This is a genomic window from Brevibacillus sp. SIMBA_040 (genome assembly GCF_046535075.1).
Lineage (GTDB): Bacteria > Bacillota > Bacilli > Brevibacillales > Brevibacillaceae > Brevibacillus.
This window is the reverse complement of record NZ_JAWRXI010000001.1, coordinates 174,593-197,103: the sequence shown is the minus strand read 5'-3', so window position 1 is coordinate 197,103 and position 22,511 is coordinate 174,593. Positions and strand designations below refer to the sequence as shown.

General features: G+C 46.9%; 21 protein-coding genes. 15 read left to right on the top strand and 6 right to left on the bottom strand.

Going from position 1 to position 22,511, the window contains the following annotated elements; genetic code table 11:
- Position 1: 1 nt before the first annotated feature.
- Positions 2–910, top strand: coding sequence for an ABC transporter permease (locus SB752_RS00965; protein WP_410713883.1), 909 nt, complete (start codon positions 2–4; stop codon positions 908–910).
- Here the strand turns inward: SB752_RS00965 and SB752_RS00960 are convergent.
- A complete protein-coding gene (locus SB752_RS00960; protein WP_410713882.1) occupies positions 907–1,815 on the bottom strand; it encodes a LysR family transcriptional regulator in 909 nt (302 codons plus the stop codon). The two genes, SB752_RS00965 and SB752_RS00960, sit on opposite strands and share 4 nt — an antisense overlap.
- A gap of 92 nt (positions 1,816–1,907) precedes the next feature.
- Between SB752_RS00960 and SB752_RS00955 the strand changes: the two genes are divergently transcribed.
- The 6 genes from SB752_RS00955 to SB752_RS00930 all read left to right on the top strand — a co-directional run bounded on the left by SB752_RS00955 (position 1,908) and on the right by SB752_RS00930 (position 9,708).
- Positions 1,908–2,924 (top strand): ABC transporter ATP-binding protein, encoded by a 1,017-nt coding sequence (locus SB752_RS00955; RefSeq protein WP_410713881.1) that lies wholly within the window; start codon positions 1,908–1,910, stop codon positions 2,922–2,924.
- Entirely contained in the window at positions 2,921–3,883 is a 963-nt protein-coding gene (locus tag SB752_RS00950; RefSeq protein WP_410713880.1) for an ABC transporter ATP-binding protein, read from the top strand. The genes SB752_RS00955 and SB752_RS00950 overlap by 4 nt, the downstream gene beginning before the upstream one ends.
- 15 nt (positions 3,884–3,898) lie before the next feature.
- Positions 3,899–4,804 (top strand): alpha/beta fold hydrolase, encoded by a 906-nt coding sequence (locus tag SB752_RS00945; RefSeq protein WP_410713879.1) that lies wholly within the window; start codon positions 3,899–3,901, stop codon positions 4,802–4,804.
- Positions 4,805–5,018: 214 nt separating this feature from the next.
- Positions 5,019–6,230: a M20 metallopeptidase family protein gene (locus SB752_RS00940; protein WP_410713878.1), complete on the top strand. Its 1,212-nt coding sequence runs from the start codon at positions 5,019–5,021 to the stop codon at positions 6,228–6,230.
- Entirely contained in the window at positions 6,227–8,044 is a 1,818-nt protein-coding gene (gene ggt, locus SB752_RS00935) for a gamma-glutamyltransferase (protein WP_410713877.1), read from the top strand. The genes SB752_RS00940 and ggt overlap by 4 nt, the downstream gene beginning before the upstream one ends.
- 20 nt (positions 8,045–8,064) lie before the next feature.
- Positions 8,065–9,708 carry a peptide ABC transporter substrate-binding protein gene (locus SB752_RS00930; RefSeq protein WP_410713876.1) on the top strand — a complete coding sequence of 548 codons (1,644 nt, stop codon included), beginning with the start codon at positions 8,065–8,067 and terminating at the stop codon, positions 9,706–9,708.
- Between the two features lie 97 nt (positions 9,709–9,805).
- Here the strand turns inward: SB752_RS00930 and SB752_RS00925 are convergent, their stop codons facing one another.
- Complete coding sequence (locus SB752_RS00925; RefSeq protein WP_410713875.1) at positions 9,806–10,429, bottom strand: TVP38/TMEM64 family protein; 624 nt, start codon at positions 10,427–10,429, stop codon at positions 9,806–9,808.
- 189 nt (positions 10,430–10,618) lie between these two features.
- Here SB752_RS00925 and SB752_RS00920 point away from each other — a divergent pair, with 189 nt between their 5' ends.
- Both SB752_RS00920 and SB752_RS00915 read left to right on the top strand, forming a co-directional pair.
- Entirely contained in the window at positions 10,619–10,948 is a 330-nt protein-coding gene (locus SB752_RS00920) for a cupin domain-containing protein (protein ID WP_410713874.1), read from the top strand.
- 186 nt (positions 10,949–11,134) lie between these two features.
- Complete coding sequence (locus SB752_RS00915; RefSeq protein WP_410713873.1) at positions 11,135–11,830, top strand: FHA domain-containing protein; 696 nt, start codon at positions 11,135–11,137, stop codon at positions 11,828–11,830.
- Positions 11,831–11,923: 93 nt separating this feature from the next.
- On the opposite strand, the gene SB752_RS00910 is transcribed toward SB752_RS00915, so the two are convergent.
- Positions 11,924–13,474: an ATP-binding protein gene (locus tag SB752_RS00910; RefSeq protein ID WP_410713872.1), complete on the bottom strand. Its 1,551-nt coding sequence runs from the start codon at positions 13,472–13,474 to the stop codon at positions 11,924–11,926.
- 228 nt (positions 13,475–13,702) lie between these two features.
- Between SB752_RS00910 and SB752_RS00905 the strand changes: the two genes are divergently transcribed.
- Entirely contained in the window at positions 13,703–15,772 is a 2,070-nt protein-coding gene (locus SB752_RS00905) for a penicillin-binding transpeptidase domain-containing protein (RefSeq protein ID WP_410713871.1), read from the top strand.
- Positions 15,773–15,883: 111 nt separating this feature from the next.
- Here the strand turns inward: SB752_RS00905 and SB752_RS00900 are convergent, their stop codons facing one another.
- Positions 15,884–16,438, bottom strand: coding sequence for a helix-turn-helix domain-containing protein (locus SB752_RS00900; RefSeq protein WP_410713870.1), 555 nt, complete (start codon positions 16,436–16,438; stop codon positions 15,884–15,886).
- 114 nt (positions 16,439–16,552) lie between these two features.
- Here SB752_RS00900 and SB752_RS00895 point away from each other — a divergent pair, with 114 nt between their 5' ends.
- On the top strand, positions 16,553–17,140 hold the full coding sequence (locus SB752_RS00895) for a LysE family transporter (protein WP_410713869.1): 588 nt from the start codon (positions 16,553–16,555) through the stop codon (positions 17,138–17,140).
- Here SB752_RS00895 and SB752_RS00890 read toward each other — a convergent pair.
- Positions 17,132–17,494, bottom strand: coding sequence for a VOC family protein (locus SB752_RS00890; protein WP_410713868.1), 363 nt, complete (start codon positions 17,492–17,494; stop codon positions 17,132–17,134). The genes SB752_RS00895 and SB752_RS00890 overlap by 9 nt on opposite strands.
- Positions 17,495–17,719: 225 nt before the next feature.
- Here SB752_RS00890 and SB752_RS00885 point away from each other — a divergent pair, with 225 nt between their 5' ends.
- The gene (locus tag SB752_RS00885; protein WP_410713867.1) at positions 17,720–18,667 is read left to right on the top strand and encodes a hypothetical protein; all 948 of its coding nucleotides are present in this window, start codon (positions 17,720–17,722) and stop codon (positions 18,665–18,667) included.
- Between the two features lie 90 nt (positions 18,668–18,757).
- Positions 18,758–19,081: a MazG nucleotide pyrophosphohydrolase domain-containing protein gene (locus tag SB752_RS00880; RefSeq protein ID WP_410713866.1), complete on the top strand. Its 324-nt coding sequence runs from the start codon at positions 18,758–18,760 to the stop codon at positions 19,079–19,081.
- 66 nt (positions 19,082–19,147) lie between these two features.
- Here the strand turns inward: SB752_RS00880 and SB752_RS00875 are convergent, their stop codons facing one another.
- Complete coding sequence (locus SB752_RS00875; protein ID WP_410713865.1) at positions 19,148–20,167, bottom strand: alpha/beta fold hydrolase; 1,020 nt, start codon at positions 20,165–20,167, stop codon at positions 19,148–19,150.
- Between the two features lie 142 nt (positions 20,168–20,309).
- Here SB752_RS00875 and SB752_RS00870 point away from each other — a divergent pair, with 142 nt between their 5' ends.
- Positions 20,310–21,218: a LysR family transcriptional regulator gene (locus SB752_RS00870; RefSeq protein ID WP_410713864.1), complete on the top strand. Its 909-nt coding sequence runs from the start codon at positions 20,310–20,312 to the stop codon at positions 21,216–21,218.
- A 342-nt stretch (positions 21,219–21,560) separates the two neighbouring features.
- The gene (locus tag SB752_RS00865; RefSeq protein ID WP_410713863.1) at positions 21,561–22,502 is read left to right on the top strand and encodes a hypothetical protein; all 942 of its coding nucleotides are present in this window, start codon (positions 21,561–21,563) and stop codon (positions 22,500–22,502) included.
- Positions 22,503–22,511 lie beyond the last annotated feature (9 nt).

Genomic DNA, 22,511 nt, shown 5'->3' with positions numbered 1-22,511 from the left:
AATGAATCAAGCAACGCCTGCTCTTCCTTCGCTGCCCCCGGTACCGTCCCAAAAAGAGACAGGCAAGACGACGTGGATTCGGGAAGATAGCTTTTTTGAAAAGCTGTGGCGCAACCCAAAAGCACGATACAGCATAGGGATTTTGTTAGTAGTGATCGTGGTTGGGATCGCAGGACCATGGTTGGCACCTCACGACCCGACCGAACCGTTTTATGAAGCGTTGCTCAGTGAACCGACTTCAGAACACATGCTGGGTACAGATGCGATCGGTCGTGATGTATTGTCCAGGCTTCTATATGGTGCGAGAGTAACACTTATGGTTGCGGTTATGGCGGTTTCGATCACCTTCTTTACAGGTACCTTCATTGGAGTAACGAGTGCGTATGTCGGTGGCATGGTGGATCAGGTGCTGATGCGGATCATGGATATTTTGCTTGCGATTCCGAATATCATCATGGCGATGGCGATTGTAGCGATACTAGGTCCAAGCCTGACGAATGCGATGATTGCAGTAGGCATTGCCGGAATTCCCAAATACGCTAGACTAACTCGCGGCGCGACGCTTTCTGTCAAGGCATCAGGTTATGTGGAAGCAAGTCGAGCTGTAGGGACATCTGGAGCCGGAATTCTCCTGTTTCAGATCATGCCCAATATTATGAGTCCTCTGCTTGTGTACACGACATTGCAGATCGGAATTGCCATCCTGGATACAGCTGCCCTCAGCTTTATTGGACTGGGAGCACAACCCCCTACGCCAGAATGGGGGACGATGCTCAGCGAGGGGAAAGAGTATATCCATGATGCCTGGTGGTTAGCTACTTTTCCAGGCTTGGCCATTACCATTGTGGTCTTCACTGTCAATATTTTGGGCGATGCCCTGCGGGATATTTTTGACCCTAAATCCAATTAGACGCTTTTGGTCAATGGCAGCTTGCGATCCATGGTTTTGACCGCGTGAATAAAAAATTCGACGAGATCCCGTTTTGCTTCACGCAAGCAAATGATTTCAATTTTACGCGTCAGCTGCGCGAAAGGCTTGGGGGAAATCTCATGAAGAAGCCCGTTGGCGAGCTCTTCCTGCATGCACAGCTGTGGCAAAAAGCTGATGCCTACCCCACGCATCACCATCTTTTTGGCAGCCTCAAAATTATCGACCTCCATCATGATGTGAGGATGAATCTGATTCCGGTGATAATGACGCTGCACCATCAGCCACTCCATTGTACCGTGAGCAAGGACGATATGTGGTTCCCTTCCCACAATCGACCAGTTTAGCTTGCCTGGGGGCAGGGTGGTGAATGGGTGGTGGGGAGGGACGACAAGACGCAGCGTATCTGTATGCAAATGATACGAGTCAATCAGCGGATGTGAAACGGTACGAACGAGACCAAAGTCTGCTTCCTTGCTCAAGACTTTTTCCATGACGTAGGCAGAAGACCCGACTAGAATTCGCAGATTGACACCAGGGTATTTTTCTCGATAAATAGGAAGAATTTCCGGGAGAATATGGGTGGACATGAGCAGTGTGCAGCCGATGGTTAGATTTTTTCCGGAGACGGGTTGTGCGCAGAGCGTAGTAGAAATTTCTTGGTAGGCTTGTAGTATTTTTTGTGCGTACGGGAGAAATTGCTTCCCGCGCTCGGTCAGGGTGATTTGCTTTCCATCCCGATGAAACAAGGGGCCTTCTAGTTCCCGTTCCAGTGATTGAATTCTCGCAGTGACCGAAGGCTGGGTCAAATAAAGCGCTTCAGCTGCCTTGTTGAAACTACCGAGCTGGAATGCATAAAGAAATGCCTCAATGTTATCCATATTCATGACAAGAACCCCTTTCAGAATAGTTTGATATCTTGTTTCGGCGTAAAGTATAACACAATGGAGCATACGTGAATGCGGATAGGAGGAACCAGATGGAGGGGAAACCGCCGGTTCTATCAGTAAAAGGCTTGACCACGCAATTTCTCGGCCGAAAAAATACGTCTGTGACGGTCGTAGACGGCGTTGATTTGCTCGTAAGAAAAGGAGAGACGCTTGGAATCGTTGGCGAATCCGGGTGTGGAAAAAGCGTGACCTCTCTCTCGATCATGCGATTGCTAGGGAAAAATGGAAGCGTGGTTGGCGGGCAGGTCGAATTTGAGGGGACAGATATACTCGCCCTCGAGGAAAAGGAGATGCGCAAAATCCGCGGCAATCGGCTAGCAATGATTTTTCAGGAGCCGATGACCTCGCTCAATCCGGTGCTTACGATTGGCAGACAAATCGGAGAAGTGCTTCAGCTGCATACACCACTGGGGTGGGAGGAACGAAAAAAACGGACGATCGAGCTGATCGCCCAGGTTGGAATTCCTCGTGCGCAGGATATATTCGGAGAGTATCCGCATCGCTTGTCCGGGGGGATGAGACAGCGAGTGATGATCGCGATGGCGATGGCATGTCAGCCGCAGCTATTGATCGCGGATGAGCCGACCACCGCTCTGGATGTGACGATTCAGGCGCAGATGCTTACCTTGATTCGGGACATGCGCGCAAAGGCAGGGATGTCTGTCATGCTCATTACTCACGATCTGGGTGTGGTGGCGGAGATGTGCGATCGGGTACTCGTCATGTACGCTGGGCAGGTTATCGAGTCGGCCGATGTACGTACGCTGCTACGCCATCCGAAGCATCCGTATACGATGGGACTGATCCAGGCCGTTCCCCATAATGCGAGAGGAAAGAAGCGTCTGTACGCCATTTCCGGCAATGTGCCTTCTCCGGGAGAGTGGCCACAGGGCTGTCGATTTGCGCCACGATGCCAGGAAGCGAAGCCGATCTGCCACACGCAAAATCCGCCACTCTTAAAGATGAAGGATGGCTCGGAGTGCAGATGCTGGCTGCATGAACCGATTGCGACAGAAGAAGCAGCGGAAGGGAGGGACGCAATTTGAGCAAGCCTATCCTGGAGGTAAAAGGGCTAAAAAAGCATTTCGCTGCAAAAAGCGGATGGTTTCAGCCGACATCCTTTGTACAAGCCGTGAATGGGATCAACCTGACGGTGTACGAAGGGGAGACGCTTAGCATCGTCGGTGAATCAGGCTGCGGCAAATCGACGACAGGTCGTTGTCTGCTTCGCCTTTTGGAACCAACAGCAGGAGAGGTATGGTTTCGCGGGATGGATCTGACCAAGCTGACAGGAAAACAAATGCGTAAGATGAGAAGTCAGTTGCAGATCGTCTTTCAGGACCCTTTTGCCACCTTAAATCCGAAGCGGACGATTCAAAGTATTTTGGAGGAGCCACTGATGGCTCAGCAGGTAGAGAAAGCGAAAAGAGCTGAATTAATAGAAGAGACGATTCGGATTGTTGGTCTGAATCCCTCTCATCTCAAGCGGTATCCACACCAATTTTCGGGAGGACAAAGGCAGCGGATCGGGATTGCTCGGGCGCTCATGCTGCGCCCGCAGCTCATAGTGGCTGACGAGCCTGTTTCCGCACTTGACGTGTCCATTCAGTCGCAGATTTTGAATTTGCTGCAGGACCTTCAGGAGCAGTTTGGCATGACGTATATATTCATCTCCCATGACTTGGGCGTAGTCGAGCACATCTCTGATCGGGTAGCCGTCATGTATTTGGGTGAAATCGTCGAGCTTGCCTCAAAAGAAGAGATCTTTCGCAATCCGCTGCACCCTTACACAAAAGCACTCATTTCTGCGATCCCGATTTCAGATCCTGACGAAAAAAGAGAGCGAATCTTGTTACAGGGTGACTTGCCCTCACCAGCCAATCCTCCTAAAGGCTGCCGTTTTCATCCGCGCTGCCATGCTTGTATGGATATATGCAGGACAGAGGAGCCAAAAGAAACGATGGTGAATGGGCAGATGGTGAAATGTCATCTCTATCATTCATAAAAGGAGCGAAAGCGTATGTATGCCCTAATCAATGGAACACGTATATTCTTTGATGTCGAAGGAATGGGGTGGGTACCGGATGGACCGACCCTGCGCAAAAAGCCAACCTGCTTTGTATTGCATGGAGGACCTGGCGGCGATCATACAGGGTACAAGCCTGGCTTGTCTCCTCTTTCTGAGATCATGCAGCTTGTCTACATCGACAACAGGGGAAGCGGCCGTTCTGCCTTAGGACCCAGCGAATCGTATTCACTTGAAAATAATGTGGAAGACATCGAGGCATTGCGTGAGTACTTGGGGCTGGAAAAAATCGTTCTGCACGGTCATTCGTATGGGGGGATGGTGGCGCAGGCTTATGCTTTGCGCTACCCGCAGAATGTAGCAGGCTTATTGCTTCTAACGACCTCCCCCAGCCATGAGTTTATTGAAAAAGCAAAAAGAATTGTTGAAGAAAAGGGTACACCCGAAATGAAGGCAATCGCTAAAGTATTATGGGAAGGTGCCTTTTCCTCCAAAGAAGAGCTGACTCTTTTTTATGAGCTGATGGCGCCGCTGTACTCGACGACACACAATCCAACACCGACAGAGGCAGAACGTCAAATCGCGCAGGATGCCCGTGCCCGCGCCAATCGATCCTATCAAGCGCTGAATGAAGGCTTTGGCGGCTTTCTTCGAACGTTTGACTTGCGTGAGCAGCTGCCCTCGATTCAAGCACCAACTCTCGTGATGGGAGCGCGCCATGACTGGATTACGCCTGTGGAGGATTCAGAAGAAATTGCTGGGCTGATCCCGCAAAGCGAGCTGGTCATTTTTGAACAGAGCAGTCATAGTGTGGTCAAGGATGAGCATGCGCACTACATTTCTATCGTAAAAGACTTTGTGCTGCGCCGGATTCACGAAACGGCAGAACAGCCAGTGTAGTATCCATTCGAATACGTAGAGCAGTAGGGGGCAGAAACAAAAGAGTTGTTTTTGACCTCTGCTGCTATTCAAAGACTCGTAGCATCCCGAAAAAGGGGTGTTTATTTTTTGAAAATTAAAAATTGATTGAAACACACTCTTTATTGCAATAAAATGTCACTAAAGAAAAATTCCAAAATACATCCAAAAATAGCTTGGACTGAGGAGGACGCATATGCAGAATATTTCAGAGCTCTATCAAACGTCAGATATTCTCAAAAAGGCGAGTGCTGCAAAAGAACAGATCATTGCCTGGAGGCGTGATTTCCACTTGCATCCAGAGCTAGGGTATGAGGAAACACGAACCTCGCAAATCGTTGCTGCGCATTTAAGAAGCCTGGGACTGGAAGTAAAAACGGGTGTTGGGCGCACAGGAGTAGTAGGAATTCTCCGAGGAAAAGAGCCGGGACCAACCATCGGGTTACGCGCCGATATGGACGCTTTGCCCATTCACGATCAAAAGACTGTCGCCTATCGCTCAGGCATAGACGGGAAGATGCACGCCTGCGGTCATGATGCTCATACAAGCATTTTGATGGGAGCAGCGATGTTTTTAACGGAGCACTTTCGTCCGGAAAAAGGGAATGTTGCCTTTGTGTTTCAACCGGCTGAGGAGGGACTCGCAGGAGCCAAAGCCATGATCGAGGATGGTCTGTTGCGCGACTTTGGCATTCAGGCGATGGCAGGACTGCATGTATATCCTGGTTTGAAGCCAGGGCAGGTAACGGTAGCACGCGGGGTTTCATGTGCTGCTTCAGACAGGCTGAAGATTAAAGTGATTGGTCGCGGAGGTCATGCAGCACATCCCCATCAGACGGTTGATTCGGTGACGGTGACAGCCGAGGTGATTTCGGCACTCCAGCACATCGCCAGCCGCCAGGTAGATCCGTTAGATTCCGTGGTTATAACGATTGGCAAAATTGTCGGGGGAACGGCGAGCAATGTCATTGCAGCAGAGGTGGAGCTGTCTGGCACAGTCCGAACGCTCAATCCTGCTCTGCGGGAACAGATGCCAAAACGTATCGAGACCGTTGTAAAAGGCGTAACGGAGGCATTCGGTGCAACCTATGAGCTGGAATACGGATTTGGCTATCCTTCCATTATCAATGACGATCAGCTGGTTGATCTTTTGCTTTCCACCTCTGATCAAGTATTGGGTGAATCCAAATATGAGCTGGTCAAACCTTCGATGGGCGGCGAGGACTTTTCATACTACACCCACCATGTTCCCGGTGTATTTTTCCGTCTCGGTACAGGTAATGAAGCCAAAAATGCGACATATCCACTGCATCACCCGATGTTTGACATCGATGAGGATGCTTTGCCCATCGGTGTCGCTATGCTATCAGCCTTTGCACTGCGCTATTTAGGGAGTCATGGCTTATGACGACGCCAGGGATTGATCCATCGATGGAAAAAGCCACACAGGGGATTGTCTCGGTTTCTCATCCGCTCGCTGCCGAAGCAGGCATCAAGATTTTGCAGCAGGGAGGAAATGCTGTAGATGCGGCGGCAGCTATCCAGTTTTCGCTGAACGTCGTCGAGCCGTATATGTCAGGGATCGGTGGCGGCGGGTATATGATCATTTATCTGAAAGATCAGAATAAAATCATTTCCCTCGATGGTCGGGAAACAGCAGGGATGAACGCCAATCCCGATTTTCATTTGGATGAGGATGGCAAGCCGCTCTCGTTTTTTGAGTTTACCACCAGCGGACATGCGCCCGGCACTCCTGGGCTTTTGCGCCTGCTAGAAACATCCCTGCAAAAATACGGAACCATGGAGCTCGCAGATGTGCTAGATTCAGCGATTGAGCAGGCAGAGCAGGGCATTGTTGTCAATTGGGCAACAGAACGATATACGGCAAATGAAGTTCGGCGCATACAAAAATACGAGGCGACTGAACAGGTCTTCATGCCTGGGCATGAGCCAATCCGCGAAGGAGATCGCTTGGTGCAGCCAGATTTGGCAAAAACATTGCGCTTGATCAAGGAGCACGGGGCGAAGGTGCTGTACGAGGGAGAAGTGGGGGAAGCCCTCGTCGAGGAAGTGCAAAAGCACCGAGGAAGATTGACTATGGCTGATTTACAAGCCTATGTGGTTAAAGAAGCAGAGCCGATCCGTGCTCCGTATCGGGGCTATGAAATTGTTTCGATGGGCCCCTCCAGCTCCGGTGGAATCACCATGATTCAGATGCTGAAGCTTCTGGAGCCATACGATTTACAAAGCATGGGTCATCTGTCTGCAGACTACTTGCATCATTTGCTGGAGGCGATGCATCTGTCCTACGCAGATCGGGCCAAGCATATGGCGGACGAGGATTTTTGTCCTGTTCCGAAGGCAGGTCTCCTGCATCCTGAATACTTGTCCGAGCGCACCAGGCTGATCAACCCGGAGATCGCAACCAAGCAGGTTGAGCCAGGCGAGCCGTGGGTATATGAAGCAGATACGAGCAGGCGACCAGCTGCCACAGAGAGTGGCGGGCGCGACGAAACGATGACCCAAACGACCCATTTTTCTGTCATTGATCGATGGGGCAATATGGTTTCGTTCACTTCCTCGATTGGCTCTGTCTATGGCTCAGGAATAATGGTTCCCGGCTATGGATTTTTGCTTGGAAATCATGGGGTGGCTTTTCAAACCGAAGCAGGGAGTGTCAATCAGATCGAGCCTGGAAAAAGAGGCCTGAGCAGCATGGCTCCTACGTTTGTTTTAAAGGACAACGAGCCTTTCATGGCACTCGGCTCACCAGGCGCGACGACGATCATTGCTTCCGTAGCTCAAGTGATTTTGGGCGTCATCGACTTTGGCTTGCCGATTCAGCAGGCGATTCTCGCGCCGCGTGTATATTCCAGTACCTATCCGAAAGTGGAGTGGGAGTATGGGTTTGAACCGGATGTTCTGCGGGCCTTGGTGGCAAAAGGACATGCCTTGGAGAGGGCACCCCAGCCATACATTGGCGATGTCCATGCAGTTTTGTACGATGCTGCGACCAAAAGCATGTACGGGGGAACCGACGATACACGCGAAGGAACCGTACTGGGTGTCGATGGCGTCCGTTTTACGATCAGCAAGCCACCAGAACAGCCGCAGATAGAAAAAGGTCTGCTAGATCTGCTGGGTAGCGGTACACCCGACAATTCGGGAGATTCTGCTACCCAGGGCTACTATAAATACGATCAAGAGAGCATCACCCGATAATCGCATCGAGGGGGAAAATCATGAAAAAAGTTGCGTCGTTGATCTTATCGTTCGCGTTGCTATTGCCTGCGTTGGCAGGATGCGGAGGGAGCCCGGCAGCGAATACGGGCAATTCCGCACAGGGACAGGCTCAGAACGAAAAAGGGACAGCAAGCGCCAACCTGGAAGTCGTCTTCAACGCAAAGTCAGAGCCACCGAGTCTCGATCCGATCAAGTCCACAGATATCCAGTCGTTTTGGGTCATCAACCATATGTTTGAAGGACTGTACTGGAAAGACCAGAAGGGAGAGCCAGTTCTTGCTGCTGCCAAAGACGTGAAAATTTCTGAGGACGGCAAAACGTATACCTTTATCCTGCAAGACAATGGCAAATGGTCAAATGGAGACCCTGTTACGAGTGATGATTTTGTTTATTCCTTTCTCCAGCATCTCGATCCAAAGGTCGGCTCCACGACTGCATACCGACTTTATTACATTAAAGGGGCAGAGGAGTTCAACAAGGGGACTGGCAAGATAGAGGATGTCGGGGTCAAGGCAGTGGATGCGAAAACATTGGAGATCAACCTGGTAGCGCCAACCAGCTTTTTCCCGAAGCTGCTGGCTACCCAGTACTACGTCCCGATTCACAAAAAAACGGCGGAAGCTAATCCAAACTGGGCAGCGGATGCCAGCTCGTATGTGACCAATGGTCCGTACAAAATGACTTCGTGGAAGCATGATTCCGAGATCGTCATTGAGAAAAACGAGCATTACTGGAATCAGCAGGACGTCTCGATGCAAAAGGTTACCTGGAAAATGGTCAGTGATGCAACGACGTATTATCAAATGTTCAAGGGTGGACAGCTCGATGTGGTTTCTGATTTGACTGCGGATATTTTAGCGAGTGAAAAGCAAAATCCTGGTCTGGAAACGAAATCCTTGTTTGGGACCTACATGTATTTGTTCAACGTGAGCAAGCCGCCGTTTACGAATCAAAAAGTGCGTCAGGCGTTTGCTCTGGCTATTGATCGCAAGCTGATTACAGAGGCGGTGACACGAGCCGGAGAAATTCCTGCTTACGCGATGGTGCCGCCAGGAGCGAGCACTCCGTCCGGTGGAGACTTCCGTGCCGAAAAACCGGAATACGTAACCTACAATCCAGAGGAAGCAAAGCGCTTGCTGGAGGAAGGAATGAAGGAGGAGGGCTGGACGACCTTCCCTGAAACGACACTGCTCTACAATACGTCTGATGCCAACAAGCAGGTCGCACAGGTAGTGCAAGAGATGATCAAAAAAAATCTGGGTGTGGACCTTCGTCTGGAAAACCAGGAGCTGAAAATGCAGCTCGCCAACCTCAAGCAGAAAAACTATCAGATGGCACGCGGCTCCTGGACTCCTGCTGTCGATGATCCAGTATTTTCACTGGATCGATATTCGGGCGATGCGGCCGGTGATACTGCCTGGGTAAATGACGAGTACGTGAAGCTGAAGGCTGCCGCAACGGTAGAGCCAGATGTAAACAAGCGCAACGAAATGCTTCATCAGGCGGAAGAAATGCTGATGAACGACATGCCGTTCATTCCTGTATACTTTCCATCTCAAAACTATCTAGTTCAGCCTGGCTTAAAAGGATTGAGCTATCCGTTAGGACTGTATCCGATTGCTCGCTGGGCTACGCGAGAGTAAATGAGTTTTTCACGACCACGGCTATCTGTTCGCAAAGGTAATTTGACCTTGTACAGATAGCCGTTTTTTCATTTAAGGAGAAAGAAATAGGTCGATCTTATTTTTTCGCACTAGGAGACAGCCATTTGCGGTAGATCATATAAGCGATTCCGATAAAGCTAGCGTATACGAGAACGGTTATGATGGTCCGGCGAACATCCGTAAATACTTGATCTCCTAAAAAAGCATAAACGAGCATGGTCGGAATTTTTCCGATAGCAGTAGCGAGAGCAAATGAGAGGACGGAAATCATGCTGATGGCAGAATAAATCGTAATGGCAGGAGAAGGAATGATAGGGATGAGGCGTGCAAAAAGAACAGCCATGAACGCATTCCGTTCAAAAACGCTGGTAAAGCGATCTAATTGCTGAAAACGCGCCAAAAATTCTCGCCCCTTCTTTTGGTAGCCGTATCGTACATATAGAAACATCAGGAGCGCCGAGCCAAGTGATCCCGTCCAATTTATGAATGCACCCCAAAAAGGGCCGTATTTTGCGCCCATGATTCCTGCGAAAAGACCAAAAGGAATAACAGGAAACAATCCAATAAAGACGGACAGTGGAAACATAAACGGCAGGAGGGTCGTATCCTGATTGGTTAACCATGACATGATGCGACTACTGTTAAAAAATCCGAAGATCAGAACTAGAACGTAGATACAAAGCAGTATTCGTGTCTTCATGAGCCCCTCCTTTCCTCTTCATTCATTCTGTTCTATCCGCCATTCTATATACGAATGTTATTTTGTTGTTCTAATTCTCTGTATCTTATCATCGATCTGTGATCTGACTTATCATAAATCTATGAGATCCCTGCTATGTCAACAAACCTTGGTTTGTATTATCTTTGGTACAAAGGGGAGAGGATCATCATGGAAAAAGTAAACATCGCGCAGCATTTTTCAAAGTTACAGGAGACATGGAGCTCCGCAGTCGTAGGTGAGCTCAATGACGCTGCGATCAAGCTGGAGAAGCTTCAAGGTGAATTTGCCTGGCAACAGAACGATCAGAAGGACGAGCTGTTCTTCATCGTTCATGGAAGATTGCTGATGATGTACCATGAGCGTAATATATGGGTAGAAGCAGGCGAGTTTATTGTGGTGCCAAAAGGCGTCGCATACAAGCTCTTTATCCCAAACGGGGTCTGTCATGTACTGACGATCGAGCCTCAAGAAGCGGTTGCTCTCAAGATCTGTTCATGAAGCATTTACCCAGACAGGAATGCTTTCCTTGCTGGTATAAAACGATTATAGACAGCTGTCATGGTCAGGTCATTTCATGATCCTGAATTTTGACGGCTTTTTTGTTATATGAAAAAATGATTGACTAATCCACCATTTTGTTATGTAAATAGAAAAGGATGGCTCCAACTCTTTTTGAGGTGATGAATGTTGGATGATGGAGTTTATGTGCTGATAAAAAAGGGAGATCCCGAGCAGCTGCAAAAACGGAAATTCCTCCATAAAGATGAAAGCACGATTGGACGCAGAGGAAACCAATTGAAGCCAGACATTGACTTTTCGAGTCCGTATGTGTCCAGAAAGCATGCCGTGATCCGTAAGTTTGGTCAACAATATACGATTTCTGATTTGCAGAGCAAGCATGGAACCGAGGTTAACGGAGTTGCGGTCCATCAGACCCCCCACCCTTTGTTTCATGGCGATGTGATAAGTCTTGCAAAAGGTGTGGTTGAGCTGATCTTCTTTGCCGAAGGAAGCGAGATGGATGTTACCAGAGAGTTTTCATTCCCGTTAACACCAAAGGCTGATCCAAAAGCAGCGGCAGCGGGTCTTGTGATCAATCTTGAACGCAGAGAAATCCGCCTGGACGGAAATCGCATCTATTTAACCGGAAAAGACATGGACCTGCTTATGCTGCTGTACCAGCGCGCCAATCAGGCGGTCAGCTATGAGGAAATCATGGTGCTAATTTGGCCGGAGCGGCTCGTAGGTACGGATAAAAATGTGCCAGATGTCGGGCGTACAGAAATAAATGCACTCGTGTACCGTTTGCGCAAACGGCTAGGCAGATATGGGGAAAAAGTAACGACAATCCCCCGTTACGGCTATATGTGGGAGGAATAAAGCAGTGCCAGTCATGGACTCAAAAATAAAGTCTTAGACTGGCACTGTCTTTATTCAACTATCGCGCACGTTCGGAGAATGAATCTGAGAGATTCATGTTCGATTTAAAAAATCATCCAATGCTTGCTCCAAAGTAGCTTTGGCAATCACTCTTTCCTCAAACGACAATCCACTGCGAATAATCTGCTTTACGATCTCCGGGCGTAATCCTGTTACGACCGTTTTACATCCCATCATGCTCATTCCATTGATTAAATTCGTGATGTGCTTCAAAATGGGTAATTCCATATGGAGCACCCCGGATAAATCAATAATTAAGGTATCGATCCTGGACGAGCCAATATGAGAAAGAACCTTATCCTCCAATGTCTCCATTCGATACTCATCCATTTTACCGATCAACGGCAAGATGCATACCGACGGAGTTACTGGGATAATCGGAACAAATAAATCTTCGACCAATTCTCTTTGGGATTGGATTAATCTATCTTTAAAATCTGAATAACTCACAAAGAAATGATTAAGGAATTGATCTACGAGATTATTAATTTTTTTCTCAAGTTTGTAGAATTCCTCTCTATCAATTGCTGTTCCATTCAATCGATCAAAATTATATAAGAAGTCCCACAAAACTCTGCGAACGGTTTGAATCCATTCTAATTTAAAGGCTAGAGTTAGTGAATATTTCGCCCAGGCGATCCCTTCCTGTTTGGCAAAGGAGATCATTTCGTGCTCGCGTCCCTCGACGACATAGAGAACGAGTTTGTAGGCGTTTGATAGGAGATCAATGTTACCCACTCTTAAAATATCATCTATTTTATCCTTCACGGTCACTGCTTCATGTAATAAACGATTCTCAAATTTTGACTTGTTTTCTTTTAAAAATACCGTAAAATCATACCCTTCTAAATATTCCAAGTCCAAAACGTTCACTCCAATTATTTTGTTCGGATCATCCATATGTAGTTTAATAATGAACTTAGTACCTTGATTTTCTGAGCTTTCAACATTCACGATGGCATTGTGACTTTTAAAAACAGAAAAAACTTGAGTTAAGCCCATCCCAGTCCCTTCTGTTTTCGTTGTATAGAAAGGTGTTCCAAGCATTCGCAGCTTATCTTTGGGTATCCCAATTCCTGTGTCTTCAATTGAAATGACCACATATTCTTCCTCTACGTAATGTTCAACAGTTATGGTTCCTTTGTCTGGTATGGCTTCAAATGCATTCTTCAATAAATTAAAAAGGGCCTTTTTTATTTGATTTTTTTTCCCATAGACCATGGCGTTTACATCCCGAAAATTTCTCTGGATGCTCACCCGATATAATTGATCTTGAAAAAGTGTAAATAGACCTTCTAGTTCGGCAGCCGGTTTAATGAGTTGATGGGGTTCATCATCTAAATCCGGTTTTGAAACATGCAGTAATCCTTCAATGGTTGACAGTGCATTATTCAATTCGGCTTGAGCAATGTTTAAATAACCTTCATTATGTTCTTCCTTCAATAATTGCAAAAAACCCTTTACTGCTGTTAACGGATTCTTCACTTCATGAGCAATACCTGCGGCAATTTGTCCTACCGCTGCGAGCTGATTCAGATGAAAATCATTTGCTTCTGTAGGGTGCTTCAATTCCTTTGGTGCCACCTTCTCATTCTCCTTTCACCCTGTTTTACTTGCTACTATATTTTTTTCGATTACGATATATCTTTTCCCTTTTCTTCGATTCCACTAAAACCAGTCTCCCTCCATTGGAGATAATTGTCGGACATTTATCATCGTTCTATGACGATTGTCTCACGATTCTATGAGCTTTCTTCCATATATTATCTTTCCCGTCTGTATTATCTTGTTGAAGGGAAGGAGACGGTCCTAGTGAAAAAGACGTGGGTAATATTTTGGAGTGTCTTTGTGGTAGTCCTCTGTGGATTTGGCTTTCTTTTCTGGGATATGTGGAAGGAAGGTCCCATGTCAGAAGGAGAGCGGGCAAAGGCAGCATTCACCGCATATGCGACAAAGTGGAAAAATCAGGAGTTTTCAGATATGTACGAGCAACTCTCGTTGGAAACAAAATCGAGCATGACCAAAGAAGCATTTATTTCGCGTTATCAAAAAATTTATGAAGGTATAGAAGCGCAGGACATTAGCATAGAGCCGTTGTACAACGGAGAGGTTACTCCAGGGGAAGACGGCAAGATCAATTTTCATTATCGGCTGCAAATGGGCACGTTTGTCGAACCGATTTCCTTTACAGGCAAGGCGACGCTGGTCAGTGAAACGCAAAATGATAAAAAAGACTGGTACGTAAATTGGAACCCGACCTTCCTTTTTCCTGACATGAAGGAAGGGGATAAGGTACGGGCAAGCACACTCCCTCCGAAAAGAGGCGAAATCCTGGATCGAGCGGGACGAAGATTAGCGACGAGCCGCGCCGTGGTTGATATCGGGATTCATCCGGGGGAATGGAACGAGAGCTCCCAGGCAGGGAAGAATCAGGTGAGCAAGCTGCTGCAAATTCCGACTGCCGACTTAACGTCGATCGTTTCAGCGAATGCGGCAAAATCATTCATTCGGATTGCTACGCTGGGGGAGGACGATCAGCGCATCCAGACGCTCAGAGCAACCAAAGGGATCAAGCTGCAAAAAAAGCAAGTCAGGTACTACCCGTATAAAGAAGCGATGGCTCACCTCATTGGCTATATGGGGGTCATGAGTGCAGAGGAATACGAAAAACGAAAAGAGCAGGGCTATCGCAGCTCAGACATGATTGGGAAAACGGGGCTGGAGCAGCTTTACGAGGAACAGCTGCGCGGCTTAGCAGGTGGACGTATTGCGATTACAACCTCTGACGGTACGGAGAAAAAGGTATTGGCTGTACGCTCCGCCAAAGACGGCGAGCCGCTGACACTGACGATCGATGCCGAAGTCCAAAAAACGATTTTTAACGAGCTTGCAGGGGAGGCAGGAACAGCCGCAGCTATCTCCCCAAAGACAGGAGAAATATTGGCTCTGGCAAGTGCGCCCTCGTTTGATCCAAATGCTTTTGTAACCGGGATGTCGTCCAAGGAATGGAAGCAGATTAACGAGAATCCGCAAAAGCCGTTGTTAAACCGATTTGCTCGCGGGTTTGCACCGGGGTCGACTTTCAAACCGATCACAGCAGCGATCGGACTAGAGACGAATGCGATTTCCCCACAGGATACGATGAGCGTCAAAGGCTTGCACTGGCAAAAGGATGCTTCCTGGGGCAATTACGAAGTCACTCGTGTCAGTGATTACGGAGCGCCTGTTGACCTTAGAAAAGCACTCGTTTACTCCGACAACATCTATTTTGCCCGTGCAGCGCTTGCCATCGGGGAGGAGCAGTTTATACAAAAAGGTCAATTGCTCGGCTTTAACGAAGCGATACCAATTCCATTCCCGATCGATAAATCCAAGCTGTACAATACCGAAATGAAAAATGAGATTCAACTGGCTGACTCGGGATATGGACAGGGAGAAGTGACGATGACACCTCTTCATCTGGCGCTGGTCTACAGTGCTTTTATAAACGACGGAAGCATGGTGTACCCATCCCTGGTGCAGGGAGAGAAAAAAGAGCAATACTGGAAAAGTGATGTGATCCCTGCGGAGGTTGCCGGGGCGGTAAAACAAAACCTGCTCAGCGTGATGGAGGACCCGAAAGGTACGGGACGAGGGGCAAGAGTGCCCGGTATTCGTCTGGCGGCTAAAACGGGTACCGCAGAGCTGAAGCAGAAAAAAGGCGAGCTGGGAAAAGAAAACGGCTGGTACGCTGCATTTGATGCAGATGATTCACGCCTTTTGGTGACGATGATGATCGAAGACGTGAGAGGCAGAGGCGGCAGCCATGTGCTCGATGCGCGGATCAAGCGAATTTTTTCAAAGGTATTAAAAGAGGGCGAGCTTGCCTCGTTGGCATCATAGATACGATCAAAGATAGGCTGTTTACAGGAAGGGCGAGTACCTGCTGTAAGCAGCTTTTTCAAAAAAACACATCCTTTGTACAAAAAACCCCGTTGGAGCAAAACGGGGTTTTCATGCTGGATAATAGATGACCATGCTTAGTCGAATTAAAGCCTCACCGGCATTTTGATACGTGTGGGGTCTGTCTGCCTTGAAGCGGATCGAGTCACCGCTTTTCACCGTAAATTCATTGTCCTGTACACGTAAGGTCAATTCCCCTGCAAAAACGGTAATGAACTCTTCTGTTCCCTCCCTGTGCGCATCCGCAGACAGGTAGCCGCCCTGATCAATCTCGACTGCGTACATCTCAAAGCGCCGCTCGTCCTCGAATGGAAAGGTAGGGAATACACGGTATTTGCCGTTGTCTTCCGTTAACGGCTGGATTTCGTTTTGCAACACCACTTTTGTATCTGGCTGTTGGTTTTTGATGAGCGAGGTGAAAGACATTTTTAATCCGTTGGCGATTTTCCAGATGGTTGTAATCGTAGGGCTGGATTCTCCCCTTTCAATCTGACCGATCATTGTTTTGCTTACCCCGGTTAATTCTGCAACCCGTTCCAGACTGAGCTTCTTGCTTTCCCGAAACGATTTTAAGTTCTTGGCAATGATGAGATGAATTTCCTCCATAAAACACCCATTCCTTTCTGTACAATATAACGACCGAATTGTACAATAAAAGGCATATCGTTATAACGTTCTGTATGTACATTATAACGCACGAATCAGAGGAGGATCGTATATATGCCTGTCTTATCGTTTTTCCTATATATTTTTGTGACTAGCTTTACACCTGGTCCCAATAATATGATGGCAATGACCTTTGCAAACAAATATGGGTTGAAAAAGACGACTCGTTTTTGTTTGGGAGTAGGTGCAGGTTTCTTCGTCATCATGGTGTTGAGCAGCTTTTTTAATGTGATGCTCCAAAGCTTTATCCCGAAAATTGAGTTTGTCATGACGATTCTGGGCGCAGTGTATATGGTATATCTGGCAATCAAAATCGTTACCAGCAAAAATGGCAAGGACAGCGAGAATGATAAAAACAATTCTTTTTTGGCTGGCATGCTCCTGCAATTCGTCAATCCAAAAGGGATTTTGTACGGCATAACCGCGATATCGACCTTTATCCTTCCTTATCACAGCTCCAGCATAAGCCTATTCTTCTTTTCCGTATTGCTAGCTTTTGTCGGTTTTATGAGTACGTTCTGTTGGAGCATGTTTGGTTCCGTCCTGCAAACGTTCCTGTCACGATATAGAAGCCAGTTTCATGTAATCATGGCTTTGCTGCTGGTTTACAGCGCAGTCTCGATTCTCGTAGAATTATGGTAGCTCTTTTGTGTGACCGAGTATGTTGATGAGCTTGCCAAAAGGGTCCCGGACATAAAAGCGCCGCACTCCCCAAGGCTCGTCTGCCGGACCGTATTCGATGGAAAACCCTGCATTTTTCATGCGCTCAAATGCTGTATCGACGTCATCGACTTCAATGGATAGATCAGGAGTCTGGGTGTGCGAGCCTCCTTGGGAAGCAAAGCTGATTTGCACACTCATTTCTTCCTCGTTCCCGTATGTTGCGATCCAGCCATGATCCATCAATATTTGTAGGCCGAGCACATCCTGGTAGAAGGCTTTGGCTGCAGCGATATTTTGGGTATCGATATTGGAAACGATTCGTGTGACCTTCATTGCATACCCTCCCTTTTTTTGGATATGGAATCTTCTATTCATTGTATAGGAAGACTTCCCACCCCACAACTAATGCGTTTGCTGCGAAAAACGAGCTATTATATAAGACCTTTTATCAAAAAAAATTTATCGAAAGCAGTTACAAATCGCACGCTCTTACGTCATTATCCATGAAAAGGAAAAGGCTACACATACAACGAAGAGATGGATAGGAGAGTTTTCAGGATGAAAAAATTACTGGTGTTCGGAATGGTACTGGTCTTAGGCTTGACGACTTATTCGTTGACACCACTGGCAGAGCAGCCAAGCCTCGCGCTTGCGGGGGATAATCAGACAGCGAGTGCAACCTCACTACAAGAACAGCTGAAAATGCTGGAGGCGAGCATCGTTCCCCAAACCGCGGAAGAGACTGTCCAGCTGTGGGCCAAAGCGGTTCAAATGAGAAGCGGTGCCTTGCAGTATGCTCTTTTCACGGAACAGGCAAAATTGGGAGCAAAACAGTCTTTTGAAAGCTTTCACTGGGTTACAGGCGCATCCAGTCCATGGGTGGAGGGCTATAAAATCGTCAGCGGACCTGAGACTGCCAAGGATAAATACGAGGTTGAATTCGAGCTAATGACGTCGACTGGCAAGTATGGGACAGATCGAGCGGTGGTAGGCGTAGCAAGAGTCGGCAACCAATGGTTTATTCAAAGCGTGGCTCCTGCTTCTGAGAAGTCCGTTGGGATCTGGAATACGCCTGAGTCGATTAACGAGCCTGCTATCGAGAAAAACTTCATCACGATGAAAGCATACGATAGCACCATCGGCTACCGTATTCTATTGCCTCAGACCGTCATGGACAAAATAAAAATCGAGCAGTCCACCTGCAAAAACGAAGAAGGAAACCCGCCTTGCGTCCATTTCTCCTACAAGGACACCGTGGCTAAAACAGAAGTGCCGCTCGGGACAGTCATTCGTTTGAGCAAAGAGCAAGAAAAGCTTCCTTACTACCAAGAGCATCCTTTTATCAAAAAGATCGGGGAAAACAAGCAAGGGACCTTTTACGCGATGTACCCAAGTGAGCATCCTTATGCAGGAAAAGAAGATTCCGCAGAGGGCAAGGCATGGATGAGGGTATTGGAGGCTTTGCAATCGAGGATCGGCAAGTCGATTCCAACGAGTGAAAAATAAGTCGATTTGTATGTAAACAGGATGACTGTAAACCTGTTCGTTTGCTGCGGATATTCTGTTAAAATGTCTAAAGAATGGGGGGCAATTACTGTGGATCTTACAGAATTTCAAAGTTGGGTAAAGGAATACTATGAAACAAGAGGTTGGTCTAAGCTTGACATCTTTATGCGTATTGGATTTCTCGCAGAAGAAACGGGCGAGGTAGCGAGAGCGATTAGAGCCTTAGAAATAGGAAGAGACCGTCCGGATGAAATTGTTGGGACGGCAGAAGAATTGAAACAAGAGCTAGTTGGAGAGCTTGGCGATGTTCTTGGTAATATTATTGTAATTGCCAACAAGTACGATATCCCACTGGAGGATATTTTCCATTCTCACAGAACAAAATTGTTGGAGCGTTATTCAAATCAGGTTTAAACATATGCGAAAAAACTCACCATGTGGTGAGTTTTTTCAATGATAGCGATACTTTCTTATGATGATCTATCCGTTTGTACTAAGAGCCAACAAGCGTTTTAGGTTGTCATCAATAAATTTATTATCAGCACTGTTGATTCCGCGACCGGCAAAATGGCCCCAGATCGACTCGATAGGTTTAAAAAGAGCATTAGGCATTAACTTAGTCTCGTATTTGTTATCGTCTGCCGAGCAGAAGAGATCCGTGCTCCCTGGCATGATGTAGGCAAGCGCTTTAATGCTTTTGAGTGCTTTATCGAAGTCTCCGTTATAGGAGGGGTTTGCACTAATATCTGCATGTTGTCCTGTCCATAACATGGCCAGGACATTATGTGGATCCATCTTCATAAAGCTATCTTCCCAGACGCCAGCCACAAAATCTGCCAATGAGTCAAATCCGAGCTCACGATAAAGTTCCTCTCTGTAAAACGCCTGCGATACGCCCCATCCTGCATAGACACGGCCAACAGCGCGCATGTCTGCAGAAGTCAACTGGTTCAGTTTACTTGAATCGAAGCGGACCGCAGCCATGAGCGGAGCTCTCATACCGTCCAAAACCACATACGTTTGGGGCCATGCCTTTGCAACTCCGGCGAAGGGTGCAATTCGTTCCACCATGTCGGGATAACTTGCCCCCCACTGGAATGCTTGAATGCCTCCCATTGACCATCCTACTACGAGAGCGATCTTTTGAATGCCAAATTTTTCGGTCACCAGCCGATGCTGTAATGTAACGTTGTCATAGATGGTTACCTGCGGAAAATTAGCACGGTCGAATGGGGGAGGCGTGTTACTGGGAGACGAAGATAATCCATTGCCCAATAGATTTGGAACAATAATGAAATATTTCTGCGGATCTAGTGCCATGCCGTTTCCAATCAACCATTCATTCTGAACATGCTGGTCGCCAAAAGCAGTTGGATAGACGATGACATTATCTTTCTTTTCATTCAATCTTCCATAGGTCTTATAAGCAAGAAAAGCACTCGGTAACGTCTCTCCTGATTGCAAGGTTACGTCACCCAAATCAAAAATCTCATAATCCATCGTATTGTCTCTCCCTTCAAAATGAAACCATACATTAAGGTTGTATTTCTTGTTGCTAGTATAGAACTGTGATAGTCTCAGTAAAAGTGAATGAAATTCAAAGTAATATTCAATAATTTTGAAGGTAAAGGGGGATCGTATAATGGAATTGCGCCAACTGATTACGTTCCGCACGGTTGCATCAACTTTAAATTTCAGTCGGGCTGCGGAAGTGCTGAACTACGTACCCTCCAACGTTACGATGCAAATAAAAGCATTGGAGAATGAGCTTGGTGTTCGTCTCTTTGACCGCTTAGGCAAGCAGCTCGTTCTAACAACTGCAGGTAAACGCTTTTTAACTCATATCCAAAGTGTTCTAGATAAATTGGACGAAGCTCGCAGCGTCGTTCATGATAATGAAAATTTAAGCGGCACCCTAACCATAAGTGCTAACGAGGTTCTTTGCGCCTATCGGCTTCCAGTTGTCTTTCACCTATTTCGTTCGCGCCATCCGGGAGTTCGTCTCATCTTCCGCTCCATTCCAAATGAACATCTCAAGCAAACGCTCTTTGAGGGAACTGCGGATGTCGTCTTTATGTTGGACGAGCCCATTCGCTCGAGCGCACTTGCAGTGGAGCCGTTGGTAGAAGAAACGTTCCGCTTTTTCGCCGCTCCAGACCACCCACTTTCGAAACTAACTGTACTGCAGCTGGAAGATTTTCACGGACAAGTGTTCCTGACGAATGAAAAGGGTTGTCCCTATCGAACCATGTTTGACCGACAGTTTGAGAAAAAGGGCATTGATAGTATTACGTATTTAGAGTTTCAAAATGCCGAAGCCATTAAACAATGTGCAATTACGGGAATCGGTATTGCCTTTCTTCCTGAAATGACAACGAAAGCGGAAGTGAAACGGGGCGAACTTGTTGCTCTTCCATGGCAAATTCCGGACTTGCACGTGTATACACAGATGTTATGGCATAAAGACAAGTGGCTTTCACCAATCATGTTATCTTTCATAGAAGCAGCAAGGGAGGTTCTAACTATAGAGGGGGAGAATATATCCGTCTAGCCTACTCCTGGGAGAATCCCCGAACTGGCATCGTTCGCATGTCAGGAAAACTGGCTGACACCATAATACGATGTGTTCGATAGTTAAATGAGACAGTCAAAAACTAATATTCAAATATCTAGTGATAGAGAAGACCGGAGCTCCTTGTACCATTTGGGGTTCCGGTCTACTATTTTATCTTCACTGAACAAAAAAAGTATGATTTTCTTCATTGGGCTTGAATCCATCTCGTATTTACAAGAAACTTCAAGTCAAAGCGGAAAGCATCATTTTCCAAATGTTTCAAATTTGATAATGGCATTTTGATGTTAACATATGGGGGGAACGGATAGGAGGATTATCATGTTCTTTAGGAGCAGACCAAAAAAGATTGAAATTCAACCTGTATGGGATATCACGGATGAATTTCAAGACTATGAAGTGATCCATATCTCTCTGGGGCCAGACTCGGAGATTTGCTGTCTGGGGACAAACAAAAACCCAGAGAGAATCGACGGGATGTTTGTGCCAGCAGTAACGGAAACCAAGCATCAAGACAAGATAGTTTTATCCAAGGGGAATTCAAGGAAAACAGTCATTTTGAATGATCAGACAGGAAACTATCATTTTATCCAGCCACTCGGTGACGACAAGATCTTGGTGGTTGCCTCCCGTTGCAATAGATATAAAGATGGTACGCATGATCTGAATGGAAAAGTTATGTCCTATGACGGAGCCCTTGTTCGAGAATTTTTACTGGGTGACGGCATTCAGGATGTGGCTGTAACCAAAAATGGACAAATATGGACCAGCTATTTTGATGAAGGTGTGTTTGGAAACTATGGCTGGGATGAACCTGTGGGCTCTTCTGGATTGCTTGCCTGGGATGAAAATGGAGAAAGAATTTACACCTACACCGGTGAAGCGGGCTTTATCAGTGATTGTTACGCGATTAACGTCCCTAATGATAATGACGTCTGGTTTTATTTCTACACGGAATTTGAACTTGTCCACCTCACGAAAGACAGTATGACTACATACCAAACCAATATGGATGGGTCCGATGGGTTTGTAGTATATGACAACTATGTTTTGTTTAGAGGCGGGTATGGAAATCGTGATACATACACGTTATACGAAAGAAAAGCGAATCATACGTTGAAAAAGATACGAGAAGTAATCTTTACAGCCGGGGGAGTCGGAATAAAAGCAACCGCACTGGATTGCAGAGGCGAATATCTTCTTTTGCTGGATAACAAGAAAATCTACCAGATTGCGCTAAGTGAAATACTAGGAAAGATGTAACGATTGCCG

Coding starts and splice junctions, on each gene's coding strand:
- SB752_RS00965 (WP_410713883.1), top strand. CDS start 2: ATGAATCAAGCAACGCCTGCTCTTCCTTCGCTGCCCCCGGTACCGTCC.
- SB752_RS00960 (WP_410713882.1), bottom strand. CDS start 1,815: ATGAATATGGATAACATTGAGGCATTTCTTTATGCATTCCAGCTCGGT.
- SB752_RS00955 (WP_410713881.1), top strand. CDS start 1,908: ATGGAGGGGAAACCGCCGGTTCTATCAGTAAAAGGCTTGACCACGCAA.
- SB752_RS00945 (WP_410713879.1), top strand. CDS start 3,899: ATGTATGCCCTAATCAATGGAACACGTATATTCTTTGATGTCGAAGGA.
- SB752_RS00940 (WP_410713878.1), top strand. CDS start 5,019: ATGCAGAATATTTCAGAGCTCTATCAAACGTCAGATATTCTCAAAAAG.
- ggt (WP_410713877.1), top strand. CDS start 6,227: ATGACGACGCCAGGGATTGATCCATCGATGGAAAAAGCCACACAGGGG.
- SB752_RS00930 (WP_410713876.1), top strand. CDS start 8,065: ATGAAAAAAGTTGCGTCGTTGATCTTATCGTTCGCGTTGCTATTGCCT.
- SB752_RS00925 (WP_410713875.1), bottom strand. CDS start 10,429: ATGAAGACACGAATACTGCTTTGTATCTACGTTCTAGTTCTGATCTTC.
- SB752_RS00920 (WP_410713874.1), top strand. CDS start 10,619: ATGGAAAAAGTAAACATCGCGCAGCATTTTTCAAAGTTACAGGAGACA.
- SB752_RS00915 (WP_410713873.1), top strand. CDS start 11,135: ATGTTGGATGATGGAGTTTATGTGCTGATAAAAAAGGGAGATCCCGAG.
- SB752_RS00900 (WP_410713870.1), bottom strand. CDS start 16,438: ATGGAGGAAATTCATCTCATCATTGCCAAGAACTTAAAATCGTTTCGG.
- SB752_RS00895 (WP_410713869.1), top strand. CDS start 16,553: ATGCCTGTCTTATCGTTTTTCCTATATATTTTTGTGACTAGCTTTACA.
- SB752_RS00890 (WP_410713868.1), bottom strand. CDS start 17,494: ATGAAGGTCACACGAATCGTTTCCAATATCGATACCCAAAATATCGCT.
- SB752_RS00885 (WP_410713867.1), top strand. CDS start 17,720: ATGAAAAAATTACTGGTGTTCGGAATGGTACTGGTCTTAGGCTTGACG.
- SB752_RS00875 (WP_410713865.1), bottom strand. CDS start 20,167: ATGGATTATGAGATTTTTGATTTGGGTGACGTAACCTTGCAATCAGGA.
- SB752_RS00870 (WP_410713864.1), top strand. CDS start 20,310: ATGGAATTGCGCCAACTGATTACGTTCCGCACGGTTGCATCAACTTTA.
- SB752_RS00865 (WP_410713863.1), top strand. CDS start 21,561: ATGTTCTTTAGGAGCAGACCAAAAAAGATTGAAATTCAACCTGTATGG.